Origin of the sequence: Dermatophilus congolensis (assembly GCF_900187045.1) — a bacterium.
Classification (GTDB): Bacteria; Actinomycetota; Actinomycetes; order Actinomycetales; family Dermatophilaceae; genus Dermatophilus; species Dermatophilus congolensis.
The window spans coordinates 648,036-661,384 of the sequence record NZ_LT906453.1 but is presented as its reverse complement, the minus strand read 5'-3'; the positions used below and the strand labels follow the sequence as shown (position 1 = coordinate 661,384).

Genomic DNA, 13,349 nt, shown 5'->3' with positions numbered 1-13,349 from the left:
CACAAACGGCACGAACGAGAAAGATCAGTCAGATCAGAGCGGCTGAACGTTGTCGGCCTGGGGACCCTTGGGGCCCTCAGTGACTTCGAACTCCACACGCTGCGCCTCTTCGAGGGAGCGGAAACCGTTCGTCTGAATAGCCGAGTAGTGCACGAAGACGTCGGGGCCGCCGCCGTCCTGGGCGATGAAGCCGAAGCCCTTTTCAGCGTTGAACCACTTGACGGTACCCTGTGCCATGGGAAAAACCTCATTTACTGGTGGCCGGAAGACCTCGCACTGCGCGAGGTCGAGGCTGCCGAACCATCCCACGAAGGGCCACTAGCCCTGCGTGCAAAACAAACACCGAAAACCAGAATCCAGACTTACCCGGAACCGGGGAGTCGATGTCACCGTGCAAAACTGCTTGGAACATTGCTTGGAACTGCTCTTGCAACCAGTTTCAGCCTAGCACGCACCAGTCTGACAACAGTAGATCTTCGATCTATAGATGTTCTTCGTGGCGCCAGACAACCAAGAACACGCTGAACACGCCGCGACACACCCACCCCACTCCCCCTCAGCGAGAAGCCGCCTCAGCTTTGGCATGCGGCGAAACAATCCCCCCAGAAATACCCCGGCAACCACATGAAGTCCCATGGCTAATTTCACCTGCAAGCCGGATCGTGCGCCCAGGCACTTCCGGCTGTTGCAAACGACGCAACAACAACTGCACTGCACGAGCCCCTAGGGCGTAGCACGGCTGCGCAATCGTCGTCAGGTGCGGAGTCAACAAGTCACCCCACGGAAATTCATCGAAACACACCAAGGCCATGTCATCAGGAATCCGCATACCCGCCTGGCGCAGCGCCCGCACCGCACCAATACTCATCGCGTCATTCGAGACAAAAACAGCAGTCGGAGCAGTCCCGGCGGGCATCGCCAGCAGATGCTGCATCGCTTTACGGCCATCATGCTCAGTCGAACCACCATTGACCATCAGCGACTCATCCACTGGAACACCGCGACGCTTGTGAGCTAGCAGATAGCCATCCCTACGCTCCGCAGACGTCGCCAACCCAGCCATACCGTCAATAAAACCGACCCGCGTATGCCCAATCTGCAACAGATGATCGACGATCGCTGCTGAGGCTTGCTCGTTCTCCACACACACCTGATCAACATCAAGATCCTGATGGCGATCAACCACAACAAACGGCGTGTCATGCTCATTCAACAAACGCAACGCAGTCCCCGTCCATGACGGGCTGGGCATGATGATCATTCCGGCCACGTGATGAGCAAGCAGGTTCGCAATCACACGTCCTTCACGCTCAGCATCATCACGGGTATCGGCAAACAGCAACTGCATCCCGTGACGCAGCGCCTCTTCCTCAATACCGGCGACAAGTTCCTGGCCATAAATGCTTGCCAGAAACGACATGGCCACACCGATGGTTGTCGTAGACCCCGCGGCCAGCGACCGGGCCACCGGACGATGGGTAAACCCCACCTTTTCCATTGCCTCCAGCACCAGTCGCTTAGTCTCCGGTGCTACAGGTCGAGTACCGTTAACGACGTGGGATACGGTGCTGACCGACACGCCCGCCTCGCGGGCCACAGTTGTCATCGTCACGGAACCCATGCACATATGGTTGCGCAATTTTTTGCTTTTGTGCCACTCCTGTGAGCATCCACAGCCCCGCAGGACACAACACCACGCATCCCCCCACAGCGGAACCTCAGGAAGAGAAGAGCATCAGCCCCCTCTCGCAGGAAGCTGACGCCCTCTTTCACTCACACCTTGCTCACACGAAACACGTGCAGAACTACGCGGAGGGCGTGGGATTCGAACCCACGAGGAGCTTGCACCCCTAACGGTTTTCAAGACCGTCGCACTAGGCCACTATGCGAGCCCTCCAACACCGAAACGAACAGTCGCGGCGTACAAACCCAACGTTACCTGAACACAGCCGAGAGCCAACCCTCGAACCCGCCAAATAACTCAAAGGCAGTACACCACGACCTTCCCGTCCACAGAATCAGTCCAAAATATCTTCGAACAACACCGTCGACAGGTAGCGCTCACCAAAACTGGGAATCACTACAACAATCAACTTACCCGCATTCTCTGGGCGCGACGCAACCTCATTCGCTGCAGCAAGCGCCGCACCAGAAGAAATACCCACCAACAGCCCCTCATCTGTAGCTGCCTTACGCGCCCACTGCACCGACGTCTGAGCATCCACGTCGATGATCTCGTCATACACGCCACGATCCAACGTCTCAGGCACAAAATTGGCCCCTAGGCCCTGGATCTTGTGCGGCCCAGCCTCTCCACCATTAAGAATCGGTGACTCTGCAGGCTCCACCCCGATCACCTGGACCCCAGGCTTGCGCTGCTTCAGCACAGAGCCGACACCCGAAATCGTCCCGCCAGTCCCGATACCCGCAATGAAAATATCCACCTCACCATCAGTGTCACTCCACACCTCCTCAGCCGTCGTCGCCGCGTGAATAGCCGGATTCGCAGCATTCGCGAACTGGCGAGCTAGAACCCCACCACGCTGGTCCGCGATCTCATTGGCCTTCTCCACCGCTGCCTTCATGCCACCCGCACCAGGTGTCAACACAAGCTCAGCGCCGTACGCGCGCAACAGCGCCCGACGCTCTTTAGACATCGTCTCTGGCATCGTCAACACAACGTCATACCCGCGCGCCGCACCCACCATTGCCAACGCGATACCGGTGTTACCCGACGTCGCCTCAACGATCGTGCCCCCCGGCTTCAACTCACCCGACTTTTCCGCCGCGTCGATGATTGCCACACCGATACGGTCTTTCACTGAATTCGCCGGGTTATAGAACTCCAATTTCGCAGCCACGGTCACGCCCGCAGCCTTGGCATCAAAGATGCGGTTGACTCGCACCAAAGGCGTACGACCAACCAGTTCCGTAACGTCGTTATAGACAGCCATGCCAACCCCTCCTTCAGACGAGGCTCACAGCCTCACTCCCCTACGCCTGGCGGCGACATAACGACAGTCACCACCAGACAACTGTTTACGTTATGGCATAACAAACACTGGCTTATAAATAGTTCCGGTTATCGCCCCAAAAAATGACGCACGACAAACACGGCCACCCCGCACCCCATCGGAACAGGACTCACACACTGAAACCTTCCCAGCCAACCCACCCCAACCAACACGCCTCAGAAACGCACAAATCTCTCAAAAGAACGACTCGGCGTCGGCCCACGCTGCCCCTGATAGTGCGAACCTGTAGACGCCGACCCATACGGGTTCTGCGCAGGAGAAGTCAGCTGGAAGAAACACAACTGACCAATCTTCATGCCCGGCCACAACTTAATCGGCAACGTCGCAACATTGCTCAACTCCAGCGTGATGTGCCCCATGAATCCAGGATCAACAAACCCTGCCGTCGCATGCGTCAACAACCCCAAACGCCCCAACGACGACTTACCCTCCACGCGCGCGGCCACATCATCAGGCAACGTCACCGATTCAAAAGTCGACCCCAAAACAAACTCACCAGGGTGCAGCACAAATGGCTCCCCCTCCTCCACCTCCACCAACCGCGTCAACTCAGGCTGGTCCGCCCCCGGATCAATGAACGGGTACTTGTGGTTATCAAACAACCTAAAAAACCGGTCTAGCCGCACATCAATACTCGACGGCTGCACCATCCCCACATCCAACGGATCGATCTGAACCCGACCCGACTCCAACTGAGCACGAATATCACCGTCTGAGAGCAACACAACACAAGGCTAGGTCACCCCCACACCCACTCCCAGAAAAAACAACCACCCAAAACGCGACAAACATTGCTACTCAATCCCACTCAACAAAAGCATCAACCAGTCGATGGGAGAAAGTGCGCGCGCACCGCGCCGCCAGGACACCCCCGAGTCCTGCCCCCGCCACCGATTGGAACTACATGCCTTCCCGCACCACACTCGCTCTGGCCACCGCACTAAGCCTCACGGCCGTCACCTCCCTGGGGGCCACCTCCACCGAAGCCGCCAGCCACACCAACAGCGCCAGCCCCATCATCCGCACAGCAGCCCCCAACCCCGCCCTAGCCAAAGCCCTCAACGGCGCAGCCAGCAGCCGGTACCTTCGAGGAAAACTCTCCGGATACGTCACCGACATCTCCACCAACACCCGCATCTGGAACCACAACGCCACCATCAAACGCCTGCCCGCATCAACCCAAAAACTCATCACCGCCCTGACCGTCCTCGACGCCATCCCCAACGGCACCCAACTCATCACCACCACCACACAAAGCACCGCCAAACCAACCAACATCTACCTCAAAGGCGCAGGCGACCCCACCCTGACCTCCGAGCGACTCACCACCCTTGCCCAACGCACAGCGGCCGCCCTCAAAAACAAAAAACACACCAGCATCAACCTCTACGTCGACTCCTCCGCATTCCCAGCCCCCACTAACGCCTCAGGCTGGAAAACCAGCTACGTCCCCACCGAGGTACAACCCGTCCGCGGCCTGACCCTCTACGGATACAAAGGCACCGACAACGACCTCGCCGCCGGACGCGCCCTAAGCAAAGCCCTCACCGCCAACGGCATCACCGTCAAAACCCTCTCCCGGGCAACCGCCCCCGCAGCCAGACAACAACTCTCAGCATCCTGGTCAGCCTCCACCTCAACAATGGTCGCCACCATGCTGAACACCAGCAACAACACCTACGCCGAATATCTCCTGCGCCAAGCAGCAGCAACCCGCGGGACACTGCCCACCTGGAACGCCGCCACCGCAAACGCCCACAAATCCCTCACCAAATACCGCATCAACACCACCGGCCTGACCATCAAAGACGGATCTGGCCTCTCCCGCGGCACCCGCATGCCCGTCGCCACCCTCACCGGAACAATCCGCACACTGCACAGCAAACCCAGCATGAACACTGTCGCCTTCGACATCAGCGCCATGCCCCGCGCAGGAAGCACCGGCACCCTCGCCAACCGCTTCGCTATCCCCAGCCAACGCTGCGCACGCAACGCCGTCATCGCAAAAACCGGCACCCTCGGTGACGTCGTCTCTCTCGCCGGAATCGCCAAAGCACGCAGCGGCCGCACCTACGCCTTCACCTTCCTCGTCAACAACGTCACCGACATCGGAGCAACCCGCATCGCCATCGACCAAGCCGCCACCACCCTCGTTGGCTGCAAGTAACCCCAATCACTGAGGCGTTCACCACCTCAACCCCGCCACGACAAAGAACACAGCAAACACACCACTAGCGTGGAACCATGACGCAGCCGAGGAACACGCCGCCACAGACAAGCACCACCGACCACCTCTGGGAACGTCCAGTCCCCAACATCGGCGACACTTCCTCGGCTGCTCAACGCGCTGAAACACTCAACGGCTGGGCCTACCCCACCAGCGCCCAAGCAGCCCTACGCGACATCATCACTTCCCGACGCGACGTACGCCGCTTCCGCCCAGACCCCCTCCCCGAAGACCTCATCCAATACATCCTCGAATCAGCCCATCTCGGCCCCTCCGTCGGACACAGCCAACCCTGGCGCTTCATCATCGTCACCGACCCCAGCACCCGCGACCACGCCGCACTCATGGCCGAACGCGCAAAAATCGCCCAAGCGCAAAACATGACCACCGACCGCGGCTCCCAACTCCTCGACCTCAAAGTCGAAGGCATCCGCGAAGCCCCCATCGGCATCATCGTCGCCTGCGACCGCCGCGCCCCAGCCCCCGGAGTCCTCGGCCGAGCAACCTTCCCCGACGCTGATCTATGGTCCTGCGCCGCCGCCATGCAAAACATGTGGCTCACCGCCCGCGCCGCAGGCCTAGGCATGGGATGGGTAACTCTCTTTCAACCCGACGAACTCGCCCAACTCGTCGACTTACCCCAGAACGTAGAACCACTCGGCTGGCTATGCATCGGCTGGCCTGACGAACTTCCCCCCAGCCCCGGCCTCGAACGACGCGCCTGGTCCAAACGCCTCCCTCTCGAACCTCTCATCATGCGAGAACGGTGGAACGGCAGCACCCCCGCACCCACTTCACACCTACACGCCCCTGACCAAAACGCACACGTAGCCACCTACGACGAGGCCGATCTCCTCCTCACCGCCCCCGGATCCCTAGGCAAACTCGACATAGCCATCAACAAAATCATCACCGCTGGACGAATCAACTTCACCACCGCAACCCTCGTCACAGCATGCGCCGACCACCCCGTACACGACCTGGGCGTTACTGCCTTCCCCAACTCCATCACGCGCGTCGTCGCCGAAGCAGGCATCGCCGGAAAAGCAGTAGGCACAACCATGGCCGCCGCCAACGGGTTTGATTCCATCATCATCGACTGCGGAGTGGGTACCAGCAGCGATTCCTCCCCCCTCACCGCCGCCGACCACATTCACCGACCCACCGGACCCCGCGGCGACATCATGCACACCGACGCCCTGACACCCCTCGACGTCGACATGCTCATCACGGCCGGCCGCACACATGGAAACACCCTCGCAGACCAAGGCCTAGTCCTCCTAGGCGAAGTTGGCCTAGGCAACACCACCATCGCTGCCGCCTTAACCGCAGCGACAATCGGCATCCCCGCGCACAAAGCCGTCGGCCTGGGAACCGCCTCTGACACCGCCATGCTCGAACGCAAAACCCACGTAGTTCGCGCCGCCCTCGAACGCATCGGCCTACCCGAAGGAAAAAAGGCCCCCGCATCTATTACCTCCGCCGAGCTACTCACCCACCTGGGCGGAGGAGAGTTCGCCTACCTCTACGGCCTGATACTCGGCACCGCCGAGAAATCTGGCATCGTCGTCCTCGACGGCCTGGCTACCTCCATCCCTGCACTACTAGCCACCCGCGAAGAACCCGGCGTCGCTGCCTACCTCGTAGCAGGACAAGCAAGCCGCGAATTCTCCCACCAGGCAGTACTCCAAGAACTTGGCCTCGAAGCCCTCATCGATGCTCGCTTCCGTGCAGGCGAAGGGGTCGGTGCCATCCTGGGAGCAACCATGCTGCTTACCGGCCTGACCGTCCGCCGCGACTCCGCTCGCACCGCTTAGACCAGTGATATGCGGCCGGGCAACAACACTGCTCGGCCGCAACACCTCACTCTTGACGTCCCTCCAGCACCGCAGTGAGTCGAGCCACCAGCGCAGCAGCAGCCTCCCGCGAAAATTCCTCGCTCGGGTGCGAATCATTCGGCGCTACCGCATAGTCGGAGCGCAACACTCCCCCAGGGGCAGCCAACCCGTAGTAATCGAACACGTGGATGTTGTCCCCCGGCTCATCCCATTCCTGCCGTACCCAGCGCGCGAACTCTTCGGCACGCGCCGCTTCCTCCGCGGTTGTGTCTTCCACGGCTCGTGGCGGCACTGTCCAGACCACAAAAGTGGTGTCAGGGTGTGCCCGCATTACCTCACGAAGTGCCATGTACTGCGCTTTAAAGTTCGGCAACGTTTTCAACGCAGAACGCACATCCCCGTCACTTTTAGCCCCAGGGGTATCCGCAGCAGCAATCTGAGCAGCAGTGAAACAGTGCTTCCAGACGATGACGTCGTACGAGGCACACAACTCATCGAGGGTTTCCTGACGAAAAAAGCGCCGCTGCCCGCGATGCTTTACCCAGGCACGCCAGTAGTCGAAAGGATCATTAGTCCACGAGTGTGGCCAGTGCGGGTATGCACCTTTGGTGATGCTGTACGCAGTACCGTGCTCGCCGTTATGCGCGGCAAGAAGTTCAGGAACACCCCCCTTCCACACGTTCTCACCAGTGCTGTGATGCAGATAAAGAATGCTGGTTCCCACAGTTCGAGGGGCCGGAACAAGTGGTTTCTGTTCGTACGAGGGATTGCGACGGCTAGCTCCCTGAACGCAGCGCAGGATGCGTCCAGCGCATTTACGGGCGCGTTGTTTGGCGTATCGAATACTGATGGCGGTCATGTCACCGGTCCTCTACTACCTCATGGCGTGGCGCTGATGCGCGGATGAGTGAGGTGACAAAGTATCGCCGCCTTTTTCCAGCGTGGATGTACCACCAGTGAGCTGGCTGTAGACTGGCGCCTGGCTTTAAACAGTGTGGAGCACTCAGTGATCGCCACATCTGCTACCGAAGAAAAACCTTCGAGATCAAGACAATCCACTGGATCGACTGGTAAGGTCTTGGAATCGAACAGGCATGCGAGTGTAGTTCAATGGTAGAACATCAGCTTCCCAAGCTGAATACGCGGGTTCGATTCCCGTCACTCGCTCGATTAAAAGGAGATCCGCACCACTGGTGCGGATCTCCTTTTACATTTGCAGAGCTTTCACCGCGCAGATGTAGTGCGAATCACCCCACGCAGACTTCTCACAGCCACCGAAACAGGCGCAAGACCAGCCTCTGGCATCGTGTCAATGGCTTCCATGATCCCGTCTAGACGAGAAAGAACATCAGCGTGGACCTGAGCCCAGGTACGCACACGTTCATGAGCATCAGCTGCATCGCCCTCGCCGGCTTCGGACTCCAGAACAACTGTGGTGATACTGCGAAGCACGTCATAAAGATCATCGCGCAGAGCCTGGCGGGCCAGGGAATCCCACCTGTTGTCACGATCGAGGGCTTCTACCCGAACAAGCAGTTCACCAACACGGATCTGGCCAAGAGCCGCATAGTAGATCGAGGCCACCTCAGCTGGGTCAACACCAGTATTCACAGCAATCTCGGCAATATCGAGCAACGAGAAAACAAAGATCAAGGCTGAAGCATCACGGGCAAGATCCTCAGGAAGACCACTATCGATGCGGGCGCAAACATCTTCGCGGAACTCATCGATTTGAGGCCCAGTAAGAAGATCCGGTACCCGATCATGCAGTGACTCCACGACGGGGGCAAAAGCCTCGATCTCGTCACCAATGTTCAAATGCGGCGGCCGGTTAGTGACAATCCACCGAACCGCTCGATCAATGAGACGCCGGAACTCTAGGTGAAGTGTGGTCTGAGCAGTGGAAGCAAGCTCATTGTCTAGCGCCTGGACACGTTCAGCGAAAGCACGCTGCCCAAACACCTCAGAGGCGATCACATACGCCGCGACGATACGTTCAACTGTGGCGTCAGTTTCTTCCTGACACCGGTGCACGAACGTAACACCACCGCGATTAACCAGGCCATTAACAAGAACATTGATGATGATGTCGCGGCGAAGCGGATGCTCAGAGAAACGATCTCCGTATCGCTCTCGTAGTGCTTTAGGGAAGTACTTCTCTACATAGCGATCAAGCCACGGGTCATCCGGCAAACGGGCGCTGCCAAGCGCGTTCTTGAGGGAGATCTTGGCGTAGCCGACAAGGACACTCATCTCAGGTGAAGTGAGGTCCTCACCACGGCTGAGACGAGCAGCGAATTCCTCGTGCGATGGAAGGAATTCGAGGCTCCGGTCAAGTTGTCCGGTTTTCTCCAAAGCGTCCATAAAGCGAGCGTGCGCTCCTGCCATAGCGGGAGCCTGCATACGCGCGTTGCCCAAAAGGACGTTTTGTTCGTAGTTATCGTGCAAGACGGCTGCGGCGACTTCCTCAGTCATGGACTCAAGGAGTTCGTTGCGCTGTTTTCGGGTGAGATCTCCGGTGCGTTCGATATCACCCAGCAGGATCTTGATGTTGACCTCGTGGTCAGATGTGTTGACGCCAGCAGCATTGTCGATAGCGTCAGTGTTGAGAAGAACGCCGTTACGAGCTGCTTCGATGCGGCCAAGCTGGCTCAAGCCGAGGTTTCCACCTTCTCCGACAACACGTGCTCGTAGTTCGTTGCCGTTGATACGGACTGCGTCGTTGGCGCGGTCACCGATTTCGGCGTTGGTTTGGGTGGTGGCTTTGACGTAGGTACCGATACCGCCGTTCCACAGGAGGTCAACGGGTGCGCGCAGGATGGCCGCGACGAGCTCGGAGGGTGTCAGTGAGCTCGTGTTTTCCAGTCCGAGCGCTGTAGCTGCTTGTTCACTGATGTCAATGCGTTTAGCGGTACGGGGGTAGATCCCCCCTCCCTTAGAGAGCAGGGCGCGATCGAAATCATCCCAGGAGGAGCGAGGAAGATCGAAGATGCGCCGCCGTTCAGCGTATGTGGCCGCTGCATCGGGAGTGGGGTCCAAGAAAATGTGGCGGTGGTCGAATGCAGCGACGAGATGGATGTGTTCAGACAGCAGCATGCCGTTACCGAAGACGTCGCCGCTCATGTCACCAATACCAACAACGGTGAAATCTTGGGTTTGAACGTTGATGCCTAGTTCACGGAAGTGACGTTGCACAGAGACCCAGGCGCCTCGTGCGGTGATACCCATTCCTTTGTGGTCGTATCCAGCTGACCCGCCAGAAGCGAAGGCGTCTTGAAGCCAGAATCCATAGTCGACGGCGATGTCGTTGGCGATATCAGAGAAGCGGGCTGTGCCTTTATCGGCTGCGACAACGAGGTAGGGGTCTTCTTCGTCATAGCGGAGCACACCTGCAGGAGTGTGAATTCCCTCGTCAGTGCGGTTGTCCGTGACATCTAGAAGGGAGGAAACGAAAAGCTTGTAAGCAGCGATTCCCTCGTTCATCCAGGCGTCACGGTCTGTCGCAGCGGGCAGACGCTTAGCGTAGAAACCGCCTTTAGATCCAGTGGGGACGATGAGGGCATTTTTGACCATTTGGGCTTTGACCAGGCCCAGAATTTCGGTGCGGAAATCTTCTCGGCGGTCTGACCAGCGCAACCCACCGCGAGCAACGGGACCAAAGCGCAAGTGGGTTCCTTCAACGCGAGGACTGTAGACCCAGATTTCTACGGCAGGAACGGGTTCGGGGATGCCAAGAATGCCTGCCGGGTGAAGTTTGAAGGCGAGGGTGTCGACGCGGCGGTGAGCGTATCGGTTGGTGCGGACGGTGGATGCAACGACGGAGTGCAAGCGACGCCAGATGGTGTCTTCATCGAGGGAGGTTACGTGAGCGATGTTGTCGATGAGTTCGCTCTCGATAGCGGTAACGGCGTCGATACGCGCTGGGTTATCGGTGCCGCCTGGGAAGGCCTCGGGGTCGAAACGGGCCTCGAAGTAGCGCAGCAAAGTGGCAGCGAGCTCGGGGTTGTCGAGGACAACTTGTTCGACGTATTGGCGGCTGAAGGTCGATCCAGCTTGGGCTATGTAGGAGGTGATAGCACGCAGCACGGCGATTTCGTCGCCAGTTAGGCCTGCTCGTAGGACGAGGGCGTTGAGTGAGTCTGATTCGGCCCGGCCTGCCCATACATCAGCGACGAGGTCTTCGAAGGCCAGAGTGGAGGTTTCACGGCTGGCGGTGACGCGTCCGGTGCCGCGGCGCCAGGTGACATTGTCGGGAATGGATAGGCCGATGTCGTAAACGTAGAAAGAGGTCCCGTCGGCGCGGTGAAGGCGGTAGGGACGTTCGTCAGTGACGCGTACGCCGGTGTCACGGAGGATAGGAACAAGGTCGGATAGAGAGACTTCTTGGCGGGCGTAGATTTTCATGCGGCGCTGGTTATTGGGTGCGCCGGGGGTTTGGTGGACAACGGGGCGGATGGAACGTTCGGGTTCGTGTTCGAAGGATTCGAGAGCCACGACATCAGCCACAGCGACGCGGGGGGCTACGTCGGCTTTGTAGACCTGATCGACCCCTCGCCCGTAGCGGGCGATGATGGCGGCGGCGGGTCCTTCGCCGAAGCGGGCGGTGGCGGCTTCGGCGAAGCCTTCGTCCCAGTTTCGGGTGGCCTCGACGATGCGGGCTTCGAGTTCATTGAGGTCGATTTGGCGCGCATCGGAGGCGTCGACGCCATGGACGATGGCGTAAATCTGAGCTAAGGAGGCGTCGCTGACTCGGGTGCGGTATTCGATTTCGTCGCCGTTGAAGGCGGACATGAGGATGTCTTGGATGCGGATGCGTACGTCTGTGTTGTAGCGGTCGCGGGGTAGGTAGATGAGGGCGGTGACATAGCGGCCGAAGGGGTCGTGGCGCAGGAAGAGTCGGGTTCGTCGTCGTTCTCGCAGGTGGACGACGGCGGTGGCGACTGCGGTGATGTGTTCGACGGTGCCGTGGAAGAGGTCGTCGCGGGGGTAGGACTCTAGGACTGCGAGGAGGTCTTTGCTGAGGTGGCTGTCAGGGACGTAGCCGGCTTCGTGGATGACAGCTTGGACTTTGTCGCGGACGTAGGGCAGGGAGGTGACGGACCAGACGTAGGCGGGGGCGGTGAACAGGCCGATGATGCGACGTTCGCCGGTGACGTTTCCGGCGGTGTCGAATTGTTTGATGCCGATGTACTCGAGGCGCACACGCCGGTGGACGGTGGAGGTGGCGTTGGCTTTTGTGAAGACGTAGGCGACGGGTTTGAGTGCAAGTTGTGCGGCAACGCCAGTAAGGATCTTGGCGTGGTCGATGGTGGTTTCAGGTGAGCGTCGGGACGAGAGGATGCCTAGACCGCTTTCGGGGATGCGACGTAGCTCGACGGTGTCACGGCCGTGGCCGTCTTGCTGCCGTTCGACGGTGTAGTCGGCGGCGCCGATGAAGATGAATTGTCCTCCGGCGACCCAGTCCAGGAGGGATCGGGCACGGTGGACGGTGTCGGGGTCGACGTTGGGAATGTTTTCGGTGAGGTTGTCGCGGATTTCTATGGCGCGGGCTTCGAGAGCATCGAAGTCGTCGACGGCGGCGTGGACGTCGCGGACGACGTTGAGGAGTTCAGCGGCGAGATTTTCTTCGGTTGCGTGGTCGTTGAGCCGGTCGATTTCGATGTGGATCCAAGATTCGCGCAGGGCGTCGGTGGGGGTGGGGTCTGTTTGTGCCCCGGAGGCAACATCGACGACGTCGGTGAGGGTTCCTTCGTCGTCGCGGCGTACGTAGATCTGGGGGTGAGCAATGAAGTGGACGCGGGTTTTGGTGTGTTCGAGGTGTTCCAGCAAGGAGTCAACGAGGAAGGAGGCATCGTCGGTGGCGACGTGGACGACGGTGTGGCCGCTTGCCCAGCCGTCACGTTCAACGGTGGGGGTGAAGACGCGGACGCGTTCGCGGGTGCTGGTGGTGAGTTGATGGGCGGTGGCGAGCATGGATGCTGCGGCGCCGGCGAGTTCTTCGGGGGTGCGGGTGAGGAGTTCCTCGGTAGCAACGTGGTGGTAGAAGCGTTCGAGGTAGGTGGTCATGGTCTCAACGCCGCTGCGGTCTCCTACGTGTGCTGCGGCTGCGATGGTGGCGGCGGCTGCTTCGAGGTGACTTGCGCGCAGAGCCTGGTCTTTGCCCATGACGTCCCTTTCGTGGTGTATACACGCTGTGGTCGCGGGCTACCCGGCATTCAGTCTCCCGACATTGGCAGACCGCGGCTGACC

8 protein-coding genes and 2 tRNA genes are annotated in these 13,349 nt (G+C 59.5%); 3 read left to right on the top strand and 7 right to left on the bottom strand.

All coding sequences use genetic code 11. The features are described 5' to 3' along the window. Window positions 1–33: 33 nt before the first annotated feature. The 5 genes from CKV89_RS02810 to dcd all read right to left on the bottom strand — a co-directional run bounded on the left by CKV89_RS02810 (window position 34) and on the right by dcd (window position 3,760). Entirely contained in the window at window positions 34–237 is a 204-nt protein-coding gene (locus tag CKV89_RS02810) for a cold-shock protein (protein ID WP_028327516.1), read from the bottom strand. Window positions 238–556: 319 nt separating this feature from the next. Continuing rightward, window positions 557–1,621, bottom strand: coding sequence for a LacI family DNA-binding transcriptional regulator (locus CKV89_RS02805; protein WP_051277672.1), 1,065 nt, complete (start codon window positions 1,619–1,621; stop codon window positions 557–559). A gap of 189 nt (window positions 1,622–1,810) precedes the next feature. Next, a tRNA-Ser gene (locus CKV89_RS02800) sits at window positions 1,811–1,897 on the bottom strand. A gap of 121 nt (window positions 1,898–2,018) precedes the next feature. After that, entirely contained in the window at window positions 2,019–2,954 is a 936-nt protein-coding gene (gene cysK / locus CKV89_RS02795; RefSeq protein WP_028327515.1) for a cysteine synthase A, read from the bottom strand. Between the two features lie 236 nt (window positions 2,955–3,190). Continuing rightward, the gene (gene dcd / locus CKV89_RS02790) at window positions 3,191–3,760 is read right to left on the bottom strand and encodes a dCTP deaminase (RefSeq protein ID WP_028327514.1); all 570 of its coding nucleotides are present in this window, start codon (window positions 3,758–3,760) and stop codon (window positions 3,191–3,193) included. A 179-nt stretch (window positions 3,761–3,939) separates the two neighbouring features. Here dcd and dacB point away from each other — a divergent pair, with 179 nt between their 5' ends. Next, entirely contained in the window at window positions 3,940–5,202 is a 1,263-nt protein-coding gene (gene dacB, locus CKV89_RS02785) for a D-alanyl-D-alanine carboxypeptidase/D-alanyl-D-alanine endopeptidase (RefSeq protein ID WP_028327513.1), read from the top strand. 77 nt (window positions 5,203–5,279) lie between these two features. Then, window positions 5,280–7,079 carry a 5,6-dimethylbenzimidazole synthase gene (bluB, locus tag CKV89_RS02780; protein WP_028327512.1) on the top strand — a complete coding sequence of 600 codons (1,800 nt, stop codon included), beginning with the start codon at window positions 5,280–5,282 and terminating at the stop codon, window positions 7,077–7,079. 46 nt (window positions 7,080–7,125) lie between these two features. Here the strand turns inward: bluB and CKV89_RS02775 are convergent, their stop codons facing one another. Beyond that, window positions 7,126–7,959: a hypothetical protein gene (locus tag CKV89_RS02775; RefSeq protein ID WP_154657672.1), complete on the bottom strand. Its 834-nt coding sequence runs from the start codon at window positions 7,957–7,959 to the stop codon at window positions 7,126–7,128. 237 nt (window positions 7,960–8,196) lie between these two features. On the opposite strand from CKV89_RS02775, the gene CKV89_RS02770 reads away from it, so the two are divergent. Next, window positions 8,197–8,267, top strand: a tRNA-Gly gene (locus CKV89_RS02770). Window positions 8,268–8,324: 57 nt separating this feature from the next. On the opposite strand, the gene CKV89_RS02765 is transcribed toward CKV89_RS02770, so the two are convergent. Then, window positions 8,325–13,265, bottom strand: a complete 4,941-nt coding sequence (locus tag CKV89_RS02765; protein ID WP_051277620.1) for an NAD-glutamate dehydrogenase — start codon at window positions 13,263–13,265, stop codon at window positions 8,325–8,327. Window positions 13,266–13,349 lie beyond the last annotated feature (84 nt).

Coding starts and splice junctions, on each gene's coding strand:
- cysK (WP_028327515.1), bottom strand. CDS start 2,954: ATGGCTGTCTATAACGACGTTACGGAACTGGTTGGTCGTACGCCTTTG.
- dacB (WP_028327513.1), top strand. CDS start 3,940: ATGCCTTCCCGCACCACACTCGCTCTGGCCACCGCACTAAGCCTCACG.
- CKV89_RS02810 (WP_028327516.1), bottom strand. CDS start 237: ATGGCACAGGGTACCGTCAAGTGGTTCAACGCTGAAAAGGGCTTCGGC.
- CKV89_RS02805 (WP_051277672.1), bottom strand. CDS start 1,621: ATGGGTTCCGTGACGATGACAACTGTGGCCCGCGAGGCGGGCGTGTCG.
- CKV89_RS02765 (WP_051277620.1), bottom strand. CDS start 13,265: ATGGGCAAAGACCAGGCTCTGCGCGCAAGTCACCTCGAAGCAGCCGCC.
- CKV89_RS02775 (WP_154657672.1), bottom strand. CDS start 7,959: ATGACCGCCATCAGTATTCGATACGCCAAACAACGCGCCCGTAAATGC.
- bluB (WP_028327512.1), top strand. CDS start 5,280: ATGACGCAGCCGAGGAACACGCCGCCACAGACAAGCACCACCGACCAC.